At 68.4% G+C, this 17450-nt stretch carries 13 protein-coding genes and 1 pseudogene; 9 read left to right on the plus strand and 5 right to left on the minus strand.

From position 1 onward, the window contains the following. Positions 1–4: 4 nt before the first annotated feature. On the minus strand, positions 5–706 hold the full coding sequence (locus tag ABJK40_RS05920) for a response regulator transcription factor (protein WP_348480072.1): 702 nt from the start codon (positions 704–706) through the stop codon (positions 5–7). Continuing rightward, positions 703–2028 carry a histidine kinase gene (locus tag ABJK40_RS05925; RefSeq protein ID WP_348480070.1) on the minus strand — a complete coding sequence of 442 codons (1326 nt, stop codon included), beginning with the start codon at positions 2026–2028 and terminating at the stop codon, positions 703–705. Before ABJK40_RS05925 ends, ABJK40_RS05920 begins: the two co-directional genes overlap by 4 nt. 123 nt (positions 2029–2151) lie before the next feature. On the opposite strand from ABJK40_RS05925, the gene ABJK40_RS05930 reads away from it, so the two are divergent. The 3 genes and pseudogenes from ABJK40_RS05930 to ABJK40_RS05940 form a co-directional block, all read left to right on the plus strand. Then, positions 2152–4449 carry an MMPL family transporter gene (locus ABJK40_RS05930; RefSeq protein WP_348480069.1) on the plus strand — a complete coding sequence of 766 codons (2298 nt, stop codon included), beginning with the start codon at positions 2152–2154 and terminating at the stop codon, positions 4447–4449. 259 nt (positions 4450–4708) lie between these two features. Continuing rightward, entirely contained in the window at positions 4709–5890 is a 1182-nt protein-coding gene (locus ABJK40_RS05935) for an amidohydrolase/deacetylase family metallohydrolase (RefSeq protein WP_348480068.1), read from the plus strand. A 15-nt stretch (positions 5891–5905) separates the two neighbouring features. Next, positions 5906–6943 (plus strand): annotated as a pseudogene (locus tag ABJK40_RS05940) (aromatic ring-hydroxylating dioxygenase subunit alpha); the annotation flags it as partial. An 11-nt stretch (positions 6944–6954) separates the two neighbouring features. Here ABJK40_RS05940 and add (ABJK40_RS05945) read toward each other — a convergent pair. Further along, entirely contained in the window at positions 6955–8055 is a 1101-nt protein-coding gene (add, locus tag ABJK40_RS05945; protein ID WP_348480067.1) for an adenosine deaminase, read from the minus strand. Between the two features lie 100 nt (positions 8056–8155). On the opposite strand from add (ABJK40_RS05945), the gene ABJK40_RS05950 reads away from it, so the two are divergent. The 3 genes from ABJK40_RS05950 (at position 8156) to ABJK40_RS05960 (ending at position 11784) form a co-directional block, all read left to right on the plus strand. After that, positions 8156–9493, plus strand: a complete 1338-nt coding sequence (locus ABJK40_RS05950; protein WP_348480066.1) for an amidohydrolase — start codon at positions 8156–8158, stop codon at positions 9491–9493. Positions 9494–9610: 117 nt separating this feature from the next. Further along, on the plus strand, positions 9611–10534 hold the full coding sequence (locus ABJK40_RS05955) for a 2-oxoglutarate and iron-dependent oxygenase domain-containing protein (protein ID WP_348480065.1): 924 nt from the start codon (positions 9611–9613) through the stop codon (positions 10532–10534). 110 nt (positions 10535–10644) lie between these two features. Then, positions 10645–11784 carry a PfkB family carbohydrate kinase gene (locus ABJK40_RS05960; RefSeq protein ID WP_348480064.1) on the plus strand — a complete coding sequence of 380 codons (1140 nt, stop codon included), beginning with the start codon at positions 10645–10647 and terminating at the stop codon, positions 11782–11784. A 9-nt stretch (positions 11785–11793) separates the two neighbouring features. Here ABJK40_RS05960 and ABJK40_RS05965 read toward each other — a convergent pair whose 3' ends face one another. After that, positions 11794–12801 carry a Rieske 2Fe-2S domain-containing protein gene (locus ABJK40_RS05965; protein WP_348480063.1) on the minus strand — a complete coding sequence of 336 codons (1008 nt, stop codon included), beginning with the start codon at positions 12799–12801 and terminating at the stop codon, positions 11794–11796. Next, a complete protein-coding gene (gene add / locus ABJK40_RS05970; protein ID WP_348510196.1) occupies positions 12791–13810 on the minus strand; it encodes an adenosine deaminase in 1020 nt (339 codons plus the stop codon). Before add (ABJK40_RS05970) ends, ABJK40_RS05965 begins: the two co-directional genes overlap by 11 nt. 224 nt (positions 13811–14034) lie before the next feature. Between add (ABJK40_RS05970) and ABJK40_RS05975 the strand changes: the two genes are divergently transcribed. From ABJK40_RS05975 to ABJK40_RS05985, 3 genes are all read left to right on the plus strand, one after another. Continuing rightward, positions 14035–15141 (plus strand): aromatic ring-hydroxylating dioxygenase subunit alpha, encoded by a 1107-nt coding sequence (locus ABJK40_RS05975; RefSeq protein ID WP_348480061.1) that lies wholly within the window; start codon positions 14035–14037, stop codon positions 15139–15141. A gap of 127 nt (positions 15142–15268) precedes the next feature. Beyond that, the gene (locus ABJK40_RS05980; RefSeq protein ID WP_348480060.1) at positions 15269–16501 is read left to right on the plus strand and encodes an ABC transporter substrate-binding protein; all 1233 of its coding nucleotides are present in this window, start codon (positions 15269–15271) and stop codon (positions 16499–16501) included. Beyond that, positions 16501–17439: an ABC transporter ATP-binding protein gene (locus ABJK40_RS05985; RefSeq protein WP_348480059.1), complete on the plus strand. Its 939-nt coding sequence runs from the start codon at positions 16501–16503 to the stop codon at positions 17437–17439. The genes ABJK40_RS05980 and ABJK40_RS05985 overlap by 1 nt, the downstream gene beginning before the upstream one ends. Positions 17440–17450 lie beyond the last annotated feature (11 nt).

Below are 17450 nucleotides of genomic sequence, written 5' to 3' on the forward strand. Positions count from 1 at the left end.
CGGGTCAGCGGTCGCCCGGACGGACGAGACCCGCCTCGTAGGCCAGGACGATCGCGGCGGCACGGTCACGGACCCCGAGCTTGGAGAAGATGCTGCCCACGTGGCCCTTGACGGTCCGCTCGCTGACGTACAACCGCTCGGCGATCTCGGAGTTGGTGGCCCCGCGGCTCACGAGCACCAGCACCTCCAGTTCGCGCTCCGAGAGCCGGTCGAGTTCGCCGTTGTCCTGCTGCCGCGGTCGGGCGTCGGTGCGCAGCACCTCGAGTAGTCGCGGCGTGACCCGCGTGTCGAGCCACGAGCCGCCGCCGGCGACCGACCGGATCGCCCGGATGATGTCGTCGGCCGGGCTGTCCTTGAGGATGAATCCCGCCGCACCGGCCTCGACGGCGCCCCACAGCACGTCGTCGTCGTCGAACGTGGTCAACACGAGGACCGGGGGCCCGTCGAGTTCGCGCAGTCGGGCGGTCGCGGCGATGCCGTCCATCACCGGCATCCGGACGTCCATCAGCACGACGTCGGGGCGATGGTCGATCGCGGCGACGACGCCGGACTCGCCGTTGCCGGCCTCGGTCACCACCTGCAGCCCCGGTTCCGTGGAGATGATGAAGGCCAAACCGGCACGGACGAGTTCCTGGTCGTCGACGAGCACGATCCTCACCCGATCGGGACTCGGACCCGGAGCAGCGGTGAGGGAGCCGGGGGTCATGCATCGACCGTGAAAGGTCGCGCAGGAGAGGGTTGCGCGGGGGAGGGTCGCCCGGGGGAAGCTCGCACAGACGAAGGTCGTACGGGCAGCGCAGCATCGACTCGCCACGTTCGCGCAGAGGTGGCACCGGCCTCGACGGTTCCGCCTGTCGCCCGGACACGTTCCGACATTCCGAGAAGACCGAGCCCCGATCGAGCCTCCCCCCGCGGATCCGCGACCCCTGTGGACGTGCCGGCCACTCCCCCGGCCGATTCACCGGACCTCGTCGTCGGTCCGTCGGTCGGGTTCTCGGCGGTGATGCGCAGCACCGATCCGTCGGACTCGCTGCGCACGTCGAGGTCCACCCGTGCATCGGGCGCATACTGCAACACGTTCGACAGCGCCTCCTGCACGACTCGGAATGCAGCCAGCCCCGTAGCCGGGTCGGTGTCGATCCCGTCGAGGCGGAGGTCGGCCGTCATCGACAGGCCGGCCTCGCGGTACTGCTCGACGAGCGCCGGGATGTCGCTCAGCCCCGGCATCGGCGCCATGGCGATGTTCGACTCGTCGCGGTCCGACGCTTCCTGGCCCGACACCCCGGACTCGGGCCCATCCCCCGTCGTCGTGTCGGCACGCAGGAGACCCACCGCCTGACGGATCGATTCCAGGCTCTCCCGACCGACCGTCTCGGCGCGCTGCAACGCCGCTGCGGCACCGTCGGGGTCGGTCGTCATCGCCCGGCGCGCACCGGCGACGTGGAGCATCGTGATGGTGAGGGAGTGCGCCACCACGTCGTGGACCTCGCGCGCGATCCGGGTGCGCTCGCCGGCCGCCGCATGGCGAGCCTGACGTTCGTGCGCTGCTCGGAGTTCCTCCATCAGCGTCGCCTGGCGGCGCAGCATCATCCCCGCCAACCACGCCACACCGATTCCTCCGAGGAAGTAGACCATGCCGGTCTCGTGAGCGGTGTCCTTCAGGATCGCCAGGCCGACGATGAGCGCGGCGCTCACGCCGAGGGCCGCGGCCATCAGTGCCGGCCCGGCGCGGTGGACGATGCTGACCACGGCGATCAGCGCGAGGAACATGCCGCCGGGGTTGCGGTCGGCGAGCACGATCACGGCGGCCGGGCCGAGGGTGAGGAGTGCCAGCAGCCACATCGGGAGGCGGACGCCACCGGCCTCGACCGCCCACGGGAGCAGACTGACGAGCGCGAAGCCGACGGTGACGGTGGAGAACGACCCAGCCTCGCCGAAGATCGCGACCAATGCGGCTCCCACGGCAGCGAGCGCCATGACCGTCGACATCGAGGCGCTGGTCTCGTCGCGAGGCACCGACACGGTCATGACCACACAGTACGACGGGCGGTGGGGCGACGTCACCGGCCCGTGGTACCACTGCGAACCGTCCCGAGGTCCGATGCGAACGGCACCCGGGACCGATGCGCCGCTGTCCACGGCGAGGAGACGATGGGACTGCGCAGGGGAACCCCTCCTGCCGAGATCAAGGAGATCACCATCATGCTGACCCGACTCGGTTGGTTCGTCGTCCGTCGCCGTCGCCTCGTGCTGTCGTTCACGGCTCTGTTCATGGTGGTCGCCGCCGTCATCGGCACCGGAGCGTTCGGTGTCCTGTCGGGCGGCGGGTTCAACGACCCGTCATCGGAGAGCGCGGTGGCCGCCGACCTGCTCGACACGCAGTTCGACGGTGGCGACCCGAACATCGTGCTGCTCGCGACCCCCGAGGGTGGCGACCTCTCCGCGCCCGACACCTTCGCGGCGGGCGTCGCTCTCACCGAGCGTCTCGACGGCATCGACGGCGTCGAGCAGGTCACTTCGTACTGGTCGCTCGGCGGGGCCGACGCGATGGCCAGCACCGACGGTGACACCGCACTGATCGTCGCGCGGGTGGTCGGCGAGGACGCCGACGTCGAACTGGCGGTGGAGACGATCCGCGACGAACTGACCGGCGACCAGGGCGAGTTCCAGGTCCTGCTCGGTGGTGCGGAGGCCGTGTTCGCGGACATCGGTGGAACGATCGAAGGCGACCTGCTGCGCGCGGAGCTGATCGCGATTCCACTCACGATGCTGCTTCTCCTGTTCGTGTTCCGAGGGGTGGTGGCGGCGTCGCTGCCGCTGTTCGTCGGCGTGATCGCAGTCCTCGGCACCTTCCTGTCGCTGTACGTCATCGGGTCGGTGACCGACGTGTCGATCTACGCGATCAACCTCACCACAGCGCTCGGCCTCGGCCTGTCGATCGACTACGCGCTCTTCATCGTCTCGCGGTTCCGTGAGGAGTTGCGCAACGGCCGCGACGTCGAGCATGCCGTCGTCCGCACGGTGGAGACCGCCGGCAAGACGGTGCTGATCAGTGCGCTCACGGTGGCGGCGTCACTCTCGGCGCTCCTGGTGTTCCCCCAGTACTTCCTGCGTTCGTTCGCCTACTCCGGAGTCGCCGTCGTGCTCCTCGCGCTCGTCGGGTCGTTGCTGTCGCTCACGTCGCTGCTCGCCGCCATCGGTCACCGCGTCGATGCTCTGCGGATCGGTCCGAAGCGAGGAGAGCGGGCCGACCACGACGGTGCGTGGCACCGCATCGCAACGCTGGTGATGCGCCGCCCGATCCCCATCGCCGTGTCGGTCGTCGCCGTCCTGCTGCTCCTCGGCAGCCCCTTCCTGCGGGTCGACTTCGGCACGCCCGACGACCGGGTACTCCCTACGTCTGCGCTGAGTCGTCAGGCGTCGGAGATCCTGCGGACCGACTTCGTCGGCAACACCGCCGAGTCGTTCGGTGTGGTGTCGAACGGCGCCGGCCCCGATCGGGCCGACGACGTCGGTGCCACGGCCTCGTCGATCTCCTCGATGGACGGCGTCGCCCGGGTCGACAGTGCCGTCGGGACGTTCGTCGGCGGAGACCTCGTCGCCACCGGCGTGGCCGACGCCCGCTTCCAGTCCGACACCGCATCGTGGATGTCGGTCGTGCCGACCTTCGCTGTGGCGTCGAGTCAGGGCGAGCAGCTGGTCCGCGACATCCGCTCGCTCGACGTGCCGCTCGACATCGCCGTCGAGGGGCAGGCCGCCGAGCTCGTCGACACGAAGGCGTCGATCGCCGAACGCCTGCCGATCGCGCTCACGATCATCGTGGTGTTCACCTTCCTCCTGCTGTTCATGTTGTCGGGCAGCCTGCTCGTGCCCGTGAAGGCGCTCGTGCTCAACCTGCTCAGCCTCACTGCGACGTTCGGTGCGATGGTGTGGATCTTCCAGGACGGCAACCTGTCGGAACTGTTGGGCTTCACCGCCACCGGGTCGATCGACATCTCGATGCCGATCCTGATGTTCTGCATCGCCTTCGGACTCTCGATGGACTACGAGGTGTTCCTGCTGTCACGCATCAAGGAGGAGTACGACCGCACCGGCGACAACGAGACGGCGGTGGCGCTCGGGCTCGAGCGCACCGGGAGCATCATCACGGCGGCCGCCGCCCTCCTGGCGATCACCTTCTTCGCCTTCGGGACCTCGGGGGTGAGCTTCATCAAGATGTTCGGCATCGGTCTCGGCCTGGCCGTGTTGATGGACGCCACCGTCGTGCGAGCATTCCTCGTACCGGCGTTCATGCGGCTCGCCGGCGATGCGAACTGGTGGGCACCCGCCCCGCTGCGTCGCTTCCACGACCATTTCGGCATCAGCGAGGCCGACTCCGAGGACCGATTCCTCGCCGACCCCGACAGCGACCGAACCGTCGACGAGGACCGGGCGCTCGTCGACGCCTGAGCCGATCCCGTGCGTCGCCCGGGTTCGGGTCGTCAGGTCGACGTCAGTCGGAGGAACGGTTCGATCGGCGGCGACGGTCGTTCCCAACCCTGTTCTCGGAATCCAATCGACCGATTCGAGACCGTCCATCGACGTGTCGGTCGACGGCTCGTGGCGCGATGCGCGCACGGAGGTCGGCCCGACGCAGCGCTCAGCGCTCAGCGCTCAGCGCTCACGCGGTCGTAACACGGCGGACACGCAGGTTCCGTACCGTCGCGACATGGCTGTGCTGCTGCAGGGAGGTCGCGTCATCGACCCCGCGTCCGAGCTCGACCGGGTCGCTGACGTGCTGTGCGTCGACGGCGTGATCGCCGCGATCGGGCCGGACCTCGCGAGTCAGCCGGACCTCGTTCCCGCCGACACCGAAGTCGTCGACTGTCGCGGGCAGTTGGTCACGCCGGGGCTGATCGACCTCCACGTCCACGTGATGCCCGGCCTCGGCGACTTCTGCGTGCGTGCCGACGACGTCGGCGTGGGGATGGGCGTGCCGATGCTGATCGACGGTGGCACCAGTGGCGTCGCCACCTTCGACCTCGCACGGGCGGCGGTCATCGACCACCCCTCCACCAGGACCGAGGTGCTCGCCTTCATCGACCCGAACCAGCTCTACCTGGCAACGAAGGACTTCATCTGCCACAAGCTGGAGTTGGCCAACGACGTGCGGAACATCGACATCGACGCGCTCGACGCGTCGATGGAACGCAACGCCGACATCATCGTCGGGCTGAAGGTGCGGGCGTGCCACACCGACGACCCGAACCACTCACCGTTCCTCGAAGCCGCGCAGCGTTCGTCGCAGGGCAAACCGGTGATGGTCCACCTCGGCCGCTTCCCGCACACGCCGACGATCCCTACGCCGAGACTCCTCGAGGCGTTGCGGCCCGGCGACATCATCACCCATGCGTTCCGGGGTGCCGGAGGCATGCTCGACGCCGACGGCACGGTGATCCCCGAGTTCGTCGACGCCGTCGAACGCGGCGTGCGGCTCGACGTCGGCCACTCCGGCACCGACTTCCGTTTCAGCGACGCCCGCAAGCTGTTCGACCAGGGTTACTTCCCGGACACGATCTCGACCGACCTCAACATCTTCAACGTCGGCGGGCCGGTGTACTCACTCGCCGAGACGATGACGAAGATCCTCACGATGGGCGTCGATCTGGTCGACGTGATCGGGATGTGCACGTCGAACACCGCCGACGTGATCGGTCGTGGCGACCGCTACGGCCGACTCGAGGTCGGTCGACGGGCACACGTGAGCGTGCTCTCGATGGAGAGCGACCCGATCGAGGTGTCCGACGGCAAGGTGTCGGTCACCGCCCACGAATGGTTCCGGCCCGTCGGCTGCGTGAGCAGCGGGCGGTGGTACGACTCGCTCCTCGACCGCACCGCCGCTGCGGCCTGATCGGTCGTCGATCGGATGGAGGCCCTGCACCAGGACGATCTCGTTGCGACGCTCGCCCACTTCTGGCATCCCGTCTGCACCGTCGACGAGATCCCCGACGGTCGTCCTCTCGGCATCACGCTGCTCGAACGCGAGCTCGCCGTGGCACGCCTCGACGACGGACGGTTCACCGCCGTGGACGACCGCTGCGCTCACCGGTCGACTCGTCTCTCGATCGGCACGGTCGACGGATGCGACCTGCGTTGCGCGTACCACGGCTGGACCTGGGCGAGCGACGGCCGATGCACCTCGATCCCGTCGCTCCCCGACGGCCCGATCCCGCGTGCCGCACGGATCGTCGCGCACGACGTCGCGGAACGCTACGGACTCGTGTGGGTGCGCCTTGCCGCGCGTCCGGGAGACACCACTCGAACCGACGACGTTCCCGTCGGCGTCACGAGCGATCGCCGCCCCACGATCGACACCATCATCCCTCCCAGTTCCGCGTTCGACGACCCCTCACTCCACACGATCGTCGGCGAGCCGTACACGTGGCCGGTGTCGGCGCTGCGGAGGGTCGAGAACTTCGTCGACCTCGCTCACTTCGCGTGGGTCCACGATGGGTCGCTCGGTCGACGCGACGAACCGGTGCCGCCACTCCCCGACATCGAGCGGGTCGGGTCCGAACTGCGCTTCGTCTACGAACCGCCCGAGTTCGAAGCCGACAGCTCCGCCATGTACGGGTCGTCGGCCTACCGGATGCCGATGCCGTGCACGGTCGACATCACCTTCACGCTCGCGTCGGGCGCTCGCCGCGTGCTCTGGATGACCGCCAGCCCGCTCGACGCCACGTCGTGCCGCGTGTTCTGGGCGATGGCCCGCGACGACGACCTCGACGAACCCGGCGAGACCGTCCGCGACGCCGAACACGTCGACTTCCAGCGACTCGTCCTGTCGGAGGACCAACCCGTCGTGTGCGCGCAGACGCCCGCCCACTTCCCGCTCGACCCGAGCGAGGAGGTGTCGGTGTCCACGGACCTCGTGTCGAACGTCTACCGGCGATGGGTGCGCGAGCTGGTGCGGGCCTACGCCGACAGCGGCATCAGCGGCCTGGCCTCGGCAGCTGACCTCGCGTCCGCTGCCGCCCTGGCAGCACCGGCGGCGGCCGCCTTGATCTCGACCATCAGCACCGATGCGTCGCAGTCGTCGAGCCACGATGCACACGCTGCGTCGAGTGCGATGGCGACCATGTCGCCGGTGTCGTAGCCGAACGTCTCCGCGCACAGCGCGTACTCCTGGTCGAGGTCGAGCCCCACCAGCGCCGGGTCGTCGGTGTTCAGAGTGGCCAGCAGGTCGGCGTCACGCATGATCGGGAACACGTGGTCACCGAGGTCGGCGACCACGCCGGGGTTGATCCGCACGTTGGCGTTCGGGCACACGGTGAGCGGGATCTGCTCGTCGGCGAAACGACGGACGAGTTCCGGGTCCTCGAAGATCGAGATGCCGTGGTCGATGCGTTCGCAGCCGAGACCGTCGACCGCCGCACGGATCGCGTCGGCGCCCGAGTTCTCACCCTGGTGAGCCGTCCGTCGAAGGCCGGCTTCGGGAGCCTGCGAATACGCCGACACGAACGACATCGGGTCCACGCCCAACTCGGTCGAGTCCATCCCGATGCCGATCACCCGCTCGGTTCCGGGGCGCCCCGCCCGCTTCAGCGACACGAGTTCGGTCATGTGAGCGTCCGCCGCGGCGGCCCCGAAGTCACGATCGAAGTCGAGGATCAACGCACACCGGGCCCGCGTGATCCGTTCGGCCATGTCGAGCCCGCGATCCAGTGCGGCGATGATCTCGCCGAGATCCTGGCCGGCTGCGAGGTGGCGCGCCGGCGTGAAGAACGCCTCGCGGTACCGCAGCCCGTGCGCTGCGCCGTCGATCATGGACTCGAACGCCAGGCGCTCCCAGTCATCAGGAGTGGCGAGCACCGACTGCACCAGCCAGAACACATCGAGGAACCCGGTGAGGTCCTCGTACTGGAAGAGGGATTCGACGTCACGGGTCGGGAGTTCGATGTCGTTGGCCACGGCCAGATCGACGACCGTGGCCGGTCGCATCGTCCCTTCGATGTGGCAGTGCAACTCGACCTTGGGCAGCCACGCGAAATCGGTCGCACACTCGATGTCGTTCACCCGCGCGAAACTATGGACGGCTTGTCACGTCGGTGTTTCGCCGTCGTGAACAGCAGCAACGGGAATCGACACCTCGCGGGCAGGCCGCCAGACTCGCTGCGTGAACACCGCAGACGATCCCTTCGACCTCGCCGTCACCGGCGGCACCGTGGTGTCCTGCGTCGATGGCGACACCGGACCACGGCCCGGCACGGTTGCGATCCGGGACGGTGTGGTCGCTGCAGTGCTCGACCCCGGCGCACCGTTCGCCGCCATCCGCACGATCGACGCCGCCGGGTCGGCGGTCGTGCCGGGGTTCGTCGACTGCCACACCCACATCGCGTCGAACATGTTGCTGCGCGGGCTGCTCGAGGACGTCGAACTCTTCGAGTGGTTGTCCACGATGTGGCGACTCAAGCAGAACTTCGACCACGAGACCCTCTACTGGGCCTCGATGTGCGGCCTGGTCGAGATGGCCAAGACGGGCATCACCTGCTTCAACGAGCACTTCGACGCCTATGCGGTCACGCCGCAGGTCCGCGCGCTCGGCGACATCGGGCTGAAGGCGACCCTCGGCTACGGCTTCGCCGATGGCGGTGTCTACGCCGACGTGGCCGCCTGGTCGTGGGCCGCACTCGACGACTTCGACGCAGCGACCACCGGCTCGAGCGACATCGACGGCGACCGGGTTCGCCTCGCACTCTCGCCGCACGCTCCGTATTCGTGCAGCGAGCCGATGTGGCGAGCGGTGCGCGTGTTGGCCGACGAGCGGCGGTTGCCGATCCACACCCACATGGCGGAAGGAGCGAACGAAGCCGCGTTCATGGCCGAGACGTACGGGCGCACGACGGTGCAGTGGCTCCACGACATCGGCTTCCTCGGCCCCGACGTCACTGCTGCCCACTGCTCGATGTTGACGACACACGACATCGCGCTGCTGGCGGAGCACGAGGTGAAGGTCGCGCACTGCCCGGTGTGCAATGCGAAGCTCGTCTCGGGGACGATGGACCTGCGCGGGTTGTGGGAAGCCGGGGTCACGGTCGGACTCGCCACCGACGGGCCGGCGAGCCACAACTCGCTCGACACCTTCCAGGAGATGAAGTACGCGGCGATCACGCACAAGCAGAACACGTGCGACCCGACGTTCCTCACCACTCGCCAGGTACTCACGATGGCGACCCGTGACGCGGCGGCGGCGATGCACCGACCGGAACTGGGGACGATCGCGCCGGGAGCGCCGGCCGACATCGCGATCGTCGACGTGTCGGGTGCGCACGTGGCGCCGAACTACGACGTCGAGGCGACGCTCGTCTACGGCAGTCGGGCCGGCGACGTGACCCACACGATCGTCGACGGCCGACTGGTGGTCGACGCGGGTGAGGTCGTCGGCATCGACGAGGAACGGGTGGTGGCCGAGTTCACCCGCCACGCCCTCGCACTCCGCGACCGCTCGATCTGACGACCTCGTCGTTCTGGTTCAGAGCTGGAACGACGAGGTCGGATCGAACGAGCGGTCGAAATCGAGCGTTCACCGTCGGGCAATGCGTTCGAGGCGATGATTCGACACGATGTGGCGATGAGCACGGTTCCGATCATCGACATCAGCGGCCTCGCCTCCGACGACCTCGAGGTCAGGAGGAAGGTCGCCCGTGAGATCGGCGCCGCCTGCGAGACCATCGGGTTCCTGTGCGTCACCGGCCACGGGGTGGACGACGCAGTCGTCGCCGGCGCCTTCGAGCAGATGGAGCGACTGTTCGCTCTGCCGTTCGACGACAAGATGGCGAAGGCGATGGACGAGGTCCACGTCAACCGCGGCTACGACCCGCCCGGGCGCCAGCGGCTCGACGCCGACTCCGCGGCCGACATGAAGGAGGCATGGAGCTTCAGCCCCGAACACCTCGTCGGCAACGGACCGATGTCGGGCGACAACCAGTGGCCCGACATGGACGGATTCCGCGAGCCGATCGAGACCTACCACATCGCGGCGATGGACCTCTGCGAGCGCCTGATGCGCGCCATGGCACTGTCGCTCGACCTCGACGAGGATCACTTCGCCCCGTTCCATCGCGCACCCACCTGCACGCTGCGGCTGCTGCGCTACCCGCCGCGCCCGGACGATGCCGGCGCCACGGACTTCGGAGCGGGCGCCCACACCGACTGGGGTGCCGTCACGGTGTTGGCCCAGGACGGCAACGGCAGCCTGGAAGTGGTCGACAAGTCGGGCGACTGGGTGCCCGTGCCGCCGATCCCGGACTCGTTCGTGATCAACATCGGCGACCTGATGCAGCGCTGGACCAACGACCGGTACGTCTCGACGATGCACCGGGTCCTCGGCGTCCCCGGACGCGAGCGGTACTCGGTGGCGTGCTTCTTCGACCTCGACCACGACGCCCTCATCGAAGTGCTCGACACGTGCGTCACCGCCGAGCGGCCTGCGCTCCACGGTCCGGTCACCGCGGGCGAGCATCTCAACCAGATGTACCTGGCCAGCATCTCCTGACGCCGAATCCGCCGCCGGCCCCGAACGCTCACGGAGGGTTCGACTGGGCGGTGGATGGGGTACGCGCTCGGCCGAACGTCGGCCACGCCCGGCGGGATCGGGGAACGGACATGGAACTCGACACGATGGCGTCCTCGGCGGACTCGATGTCGGTCGCGGTGTTCGCACCGGCGATGCTGCTCTCGGTCGAGGTACACCGGACCGGCGACGGCGCCGACGAGGTCCATCTCCACGCCGGTGGTCAGGGGTACTGGATCGCGCGGATGGTCCAGGCGCTGGGGGCGCGCCCGATCCCCTGTGCCGCCGTCGGCGGCGAGTCCGGCATCGCGCTCCGCGCCATCGTCGAGGCCGACGGACTCGACGCCCGTCTCACCCACATGGTCCACGCCAACTCTGTCGTCATGGACGACCGTCGCGACGGCGGTCGCTCCCTGCTCGCGGAGACCCCGATCCCGAGCCTCGGACGCCACGAGATCGACGAGCTGTACAGCGCGATCGTCGGGGCGGCCATGTCCGCAGGCGTCTGCGTGTTGGCCGGGACGCAACTCGCCCCGATGTTCGACCCCGACACGTTCCGTCGTCTCGTGGCGGACCTGCGTCGCAACGACGTCACCGTCGTCGTCGACCTGTGCGGCGAACCATTGCGCAGCGTGTTGGACAGCGGGGTCGACATCGTCAAGCTGAGCCACGAGGAGTTCATCGCCGACGGGTGGTCCGAACGCAGCTCGGTCGCTGCGATCGCCGAGGGGATCGGCCGTCTGCACGCCGCAGGTGCAACGGCCGTGGTCGTCTCACGCCAGGATCGGTCGACCGTCGCCGGGTTCGAGGGACGCATCGTCGAGGTTCGTCCGCCGGCGCTCGAGGTCCTCGACGGACGCGGCGGTGGCGACTCGATGACCGCGGCGCTCGCCGTCGCCTCGTCGCGCGGGTTGTCGTTCGACGACGGTCTGCGGATGGCTGCGGCCGCCGCAGCGCTCAACGTGTCGCGCCACGGTCTCGGCACGGGGAGGCGCGACGCGATCGAGGACATCGCGAAGCGTGTCGAGATCACGACGGTCCGCCAGCCGTCGATGAACCCCGCGGATCCGGGGCACCCGCTCGCCGAACTGTCGAAGGCCGAGCTCTACGAGCAGGCGAAGGCGAGGGGCGTCAGGGGACGGTCGTCGATGTCGCGCTCGGAACTCGTGGAGGCGTTGGCAAACGACGGGGCGACAGGCCGTCGCGGAGCACCCGTTCGCGAAGCACGCTGACAGCGACCCTCAGGTCGGCGGTTCGAGCGTCGTCTTCCAACGCCGCCGATAGGCCGTGGTGAACGTGTCGAAGCCGAGGGCGATCTCGTCGACGTCGCTGCCGTCGGGGCTGATCCGAGCCGGTCGGACGGTCTCGAGAACGTGTCGGTCCTCCTCGTTGACCTCGGCTTGGAAGTCGCTCCACCCTGCGATGTCGCCTTCGAGATCGAAGTCCCGGGCGTTCTGCTGGAACACCAACGATTCCTGGACCTCGGCATCCAGCCGGGTGGCCGGCGTGATCGCGACCTGGATCCACTCGATCCGGTCCGGTGCGTAGGTGATGACCAGCTCCGAGGCGAACGGCATCACGTGCGTGTAGTGGTAGGCGACCTCGGCGCTCACGAGCGGGCCGTCGAGCGTGACGCGATCGAGTTGGTGCATGCGCACACCGTGCTCGATGACGTCACCCTCCGCGAAGAGTTCGACGGGCGGGATGACGGTGTTGTCGGCATCACCGAAGGTCACGGCGTGGACCGTGGCGAAGTGGGCGAGGTCGTTGAAGTTCTCGGTGATCCTCGACGCCTGCGCCGCCCACGGGTGCGGGCCCAGCTGGAAGCGGGCTCGTCCGGCCACGTCGAACGCCGACCAGTCGGGAAGGACGCCCAGCGGTTCCGGGTCGAGGCTCGCCCACACGAGTCCGTGGACCGCCCGGACCGGCAGCGTCGAGAGCGCCAGCCGCTCGGGGAGCCGCGACTCGGGACGGGCGGGAAGGTGGACGGCGGTGCCGTCGGCTGCGAAGTGCAGCGCGTGGTACGGGCACACCAGACACGAGGTGCCTCCGGGGCTCACGCCGACGTGACCTCTCGAGAGGGAGGCCCCACGGTGTGGGCAACGGTCGGGCGCGGCCACCAGATCGTCGCCGACGCGTGCCACGACCAGGTCCTCTCCGAGGACACGCACTGCGACCGGACCCTCGTCGAGCGCCGACTCGAAGGCCACGGCATGCCAGTACCGCCGCGCCAGGTCGTCAGGACTCATCGGCGTTCACGGCGTCGGTCAGACGCAGGCGGAGATCGGCCTTGTCCGAGTCGTCGAGCCAGGCCCCGTCGATCGCGTTGCCTGCGAGGCGGAGCACTGCGGTCTCGTCGAGGTCCAGAGCTGCTGCGACGGCTGTGTACTCGGCGTTCAGGTCGGTGGGGATCATTGTCGGGTCATCGGTGTTCAGCGACACTGGCAGTCCGGTGCGGATCATCTCGGCCAGCGGGGTCGACGCCGGCTCGACGCCGCCGGTGAACACCCCTGCGTGGAAGTTGTTGACGAACCAGGCGCCGGTCACGTGGACGCCGCTGTCTCGCACCCGCTGCATCACCGCCGGCTCGCGGACCATCGCATAGCCGTGGTCCAGGCGTTCGCATCCGAGGACATCGAGCGATGTCGCGACGTTGGCGGCCACACCGAGTTCACCGGCGTGAGCCGTTCGACGGAGTCCTCCCGATGCTGCGAGCGCGTAGGCGTCGACGAACATCTCGGGCGGGCCCGAGTCCTCGTCGTCGTCGAGTCCGATACCGATCACGTGGGGCGACGGGTGATCGAGCATCGTCTGCACCAACTCGGTCGCGACCCGAGGTGTGTGCCTGCGGTTGATCCCGGCGATGAGGCGACATCGGATCCCGAAGTCGGCGTGGGCGGCCTCGATGCCCGATCCGAGCGCATCGACCATCGACGCATACGAGGTCTCGTCGCCGTGGTTCGTGGGGCTGAAGAACATCTCGCGGTACACGACGTTGCCACTCCTGGCCGCGAGGGCCAGCGAGTCGTAGACAGCCCGTTCGAAGTCGGCAGGCGTCGAGATCGATGCGCACACTTGGTGGTAGAGGTCGAGGAACGCCAGGAACGAGTCGAAGTCGTAGACGTGTTCGGGGTCGCGGTTCGCCAGTTCGATGCCGTGTGCATCCGCGAGCTCGATGAACGTGGCGGCCGGGACCGAGCCCTCGAGGTGGCAGTGCAACTCGACCTTCGGGATCGCAGCGATGAACTCGGCATGCACGTCGTCATCAGACCATCGCGACGTCATCGGGGTGCTTCGTCGACGTGAACGGCGTGCGAACTGCACGGGCGTCAGACGAGGCGGTCGACCCGCTCCACGATGTCGAGTTCGACGGCCGGGTCGAGGCGGGCCGGTTCCGGCGGCATCACGATCACCCCGGTGCTGGCACGAGACGGACCACGACCCGAAACACGGCGGCAACGCATCCCTGTTTGGATCGAGCCGTGGAACGAACCGTGCTGACCAACACCACGCCGGCGCTGCGGCGGGCGTGGCACTGCGTCGCCGAGAGCGACTCGGTGACCGACACACCCGCGCGGGTCTGGCTGCTCGACGTGCCGTGGGTGGTCGTGCGGATCGGTGGCATCGCGCGCGCCTTCGTCGATCGTTGCCCGCATCGGTCGGCCCCACTGTCGATCGGCACGCTCGTCGGCGACGAGTTGCAGTGCGCCTACCACGGATGGCGCTACGACGACACGGGTACGTGCACCGCCATCCCGGCGCTCGGCGACGGCGCCCACATCCCGTCGCGTGCGTGTCTCACCACACCCTTCGCCGTCGAGGAGCGGTTCGGCCTCGTGTTCATCGCGCCGCTGAAGCCGTTGAGCCCGCTGCCCCGAGCCGACTTCCTGGGCGACGACACCTTCGAGGTGGCCCGCTGCACGACCACCCGGACGCACGTCGGGGCCGCGCAGTTGATCGACAACTTCATGGACGCTGCTCACTTCCCCTACGTCCACACGGCGACGTTCGGCGTCGCCGACGCGACCACCGTCGAGTCGGGTGAGGTGGTGGCCGACGGATGGCAGGTGAGCTCGACGTTCAGCGCTCCGTACCGGAACCACGACGACCCGCTCGTCGACGGGGGCGCCCACCCGCTGGTCCAGCCGCACACCGTGCGCAAGGTCGGGCGGGCCGACTTCATCACCGAACTCGAACTGTCCTTCGAACTGACCGGCGGTTCGTTCCGGATCCTCTACGCCGTCACCCCCGAGCGCGCCGACACGACGTGCGTCTACAAGGTGATCGCACGCAACGACCTGCGCCACGCACCGGGGCGGATCGAGAAGGTCGCCGCCGACGAGGACGCGATCCTCGCCGAGGACCTGCTGGTGTTGGAACGCTACGACGACGCGTCGGTCGACCTGTCGAACCGGTCCGGCGAGATCAGCACCCGCGCCGATCGTCTGTCGGTCGCGTGGCGTCACCTGATGATGCGAGCACTCGAAGCCGACGCCGAGTCCCGTGCTCCGTCCAGCACGAACACGGACCGCCCGAACGTGGGCGACAGCGTGTCCACGTCGGTGCGACGGACGGAAACCGTGGCGTAAAGCTGCCGAAACGGACACACAACGAGAGCGTGCGATCCCGTTCACACCGCCGAAACGAGTCGTCTTTACGGTTTGTCAAGCGCAGTGACCGCCACTGCACCACCCGGGCTGGGGAGGTCCGCATCACATGACGCAACACGAAGCAACGATCGTCAACCCGTACGCACTCGACCGACGCAGGTTCCTGCGGACCGGGCTCCTCGGAGCCGCCGTCCTCGGTGTCGGGCCGGCGATGCTCGCCGCATGCGGCAGCGATGACGACGCCGACAGCGGCACCACCACGCCCGAACCCGCCGGGACCGAAGCGGCTCCGACCGACACGGTCGCAGCCGGGAGCAGTGAACCGGCCACCGACGCAGCACCGGCTTCGTTCGGCGATCTCTCGATCCAACTGTCGTGGTTCAAGAACGCCGAGTTCGCAGGCGACTACATCGCCGAGCAGGAGGGCTACTTCACCGATGCGGGGTTCGCCAGCAGCGACCTCGTCGTGGGCGGCCCCGATGTCGACACGCTCGCGTTGATCCTGTCCGACAAGGCGCTGATCACCTACACCGGCTCCGAGATCGTGGCCGGCGCGATCCTCAACAACGACGCCCCACTGAAGATCATCGGCTGCAACTACCAGGAGAACCCGTTCTGCATCCTGTCGCTCGCCGGCAAGACGCCCATCCGCTCCGCCGAGGAGATGAGAGGCAAGACCATCGGTGTGCAGGCCGCCAACGACGCGGTCTGGCAGGCGCTGCTCGAGATCACCGGGATCGAGGAAGGCACGGGCGACGACCAGGTCAACCGGGTGCCGGCCGGGTTCGACCCGTCACCGCTCGACACCGGAGAGATGGACGGCTTCTTCTCGTTCGCAACCAACGAGCCGTGGGTGCAGTTCGCCCGCGGCGAGGAGCCCGTGGTGCTGCTGCTCGCCGACCTCGGCTTCGAGCTCTACCAGCAGCTCTACGTGGTCACCGAGGATGCCTTCACGAACCGCACCGACGAGATCGTCGCGGCGATGACCGCCATCACCAAGGGGTGGCAGCACGCGGTGGCCGACATCGACCTGGGCATCAAGTACACGCTCGAGATCTACGGCAAGGACCTCGACCTGATTCCGGAAAGCCAGGAGAACGAGTCCAAGCAGCAGGCCAAGTTCATCGAAGCGGGCTCGGAGGTCGCCACCAAGGGGATCTTCTACATGAGCGACGCCGACATCGACGCCAACCTGGCCACCCTCGAACTGCTCGGCCTCGCCATCGACCGCAGCTACTACACCAACGAGATCATGGATGCGGTCTACGCCGACGGGATCATCCTGTACGACGGCTACGAGCCCGGCGTCTCCGAGACCTACGAACTGCCGACGTTCTGATGCGGACGAGCCCCGAGACCATGCCCGACGACACGATGCAGGACACGACGCACGACGCGACAGCGCCGGACCGGGCGACCACCGCGTCGGATCCGGTTGCACCCGACCGTCCTGCCGACGCCGTCGGCTCCGACGCAGGGGTCACCGCTGCACCCGCGTCGGGGTTCTCGATCTCGGGGCTGTCCAAGCAGTTCAAGTTGGGACGCGGCTCGGTGACCGCGATCGAGTCGGTCGATCTGGAATCGCCCGAGGGGTGCTTCGTCGCACTCCTCGGGCCGTCCGGGTGCGGCAAGTCGACGGTGTTGCGGATCCTCGCCGACCTCGAGACACCGACGACGGGCACCGTGCTCGTCAACGGCGAGACCCCCGGTCAGGTCCGCAAGGCCCACCATCTGGGCATCGCCTTCCAGGACGCTGCGCTGCTCCCGTGGCGCAGTGTCGAAGCGAACATCCGCCTGGCGTTGGAGATCACCGGCGTCGACGCATCGAAGGCAGCCATCGCCGACATGATCTCGCTCGTCGGCCTCGAAGGATTCGAGAATGCCCGACCCGCTCAACTGTCGGGCGGGATGCGGCAACGCTGTGCGATCGCACGGGCGCTGATCACCGACCCGAAGATCCTGTTGCTCGACGAACCGTTCGGCGCGCTCGACGAGATGACGCGCCGAAAGATGAACATGGAGCTGCAGCGGATCTGGATGCAGCGGATCACCACGACGCTGCTCGTCACCCACTCGATCGACGAGGCCGTCCTGCTGGCCGACGTGGTGGCGATCATGTCGCCCCGCCCGAGCCGGATCGCAGCGGTCGTCCCGATCGACCTGCCCCGGCCCCGCAACCACGACCTCCAACGATCGCCCGAGTTCCGCGATCTCGTCGACGACATCACCGACCTGCTCTTCGGCACCTTCGACGAAGACGAACTCACCGCCGGATGAGCGACACGCAG

The sequence above is a fragment of the Ilumatobacter sp. genome (genome assembly GCF_039969435.1).
In the GTDB taxonomy this organism is placed as follows: domain Bacteria; phylum Actinomycetota; class Acidimicrobiia; order Acidimicrobiales; family Ilumatobacteraceae; genus Ilumatobacter_A.

Excerpts from the sequence above, each read along its gene's own strand:
- ABJK40_RS05920 (WP_348480072.1), bottom strand. The coding sequence starts at position 706 with ATGACCCCCGGCTCCCTCACCGCTGCTCCGGGTCCGAGTCCCGATCGG.
- ABJK40_RS05925 (WP_348480070.1), bottom strand. The coding sequence starts at position 2,028 with ATGACCGTGTCGGTGCCTCGCGACGAGACCAGCGCCTCGATGTCGACG.
- ABJK40_RS05930 (WP_348480069.1), top strand. The coding sequence starts at position 2,152 with ATGGGACTGCGCAGGGGAACCCCTCCTGCCGAGATCAAGGAGATCACC.
- ABJK40_RS05935 (WP_348480068.1), top strand. The coding sequence starts at position 4,709 with ATGGCTGTGCTGCTGCAGGGAGGTCGCGTCATCGACCCCGCGTCCGAG.
- ABJK40_RS05955 (WP_348480065.1), top strand. The coding sequence starts at position 9,611 with ATGAGCACGGTTCCGATCATCGACATCAGCGGCCTCGCCTCCGACGAC.
- ABJK40_RS05960 (WP_348480064.1), top strand. The coding sequence starts at position 10,645 with ATGGAACTCGACACGATGGCGTCCTCGGCGGACTCGATGTCGGTCGCG.
- ABJK40_RS05965 (WP_348480063.1), bottom strand. The coding sequence starts at position 12,801 with ATGAGTCCTGACGACCTGGCGCGGCGGTACTGGCATGCCGTGGCCTTC.
- ABJK40_RS05980 (WP_348480060.1), top strand. The coding sequence starts at position 15,269 with ATGACGCAACACGAAGCAACGATCGTCAACCCGTACGCACTCGACCGA.
- ABJK40_RS05985 (WP_348480059.1), top strand. The coding sequence starts at position 16,501 with ATGCGGACGAGCCCCGAGACCATGCCCGACGACACGATGCAGGACACG.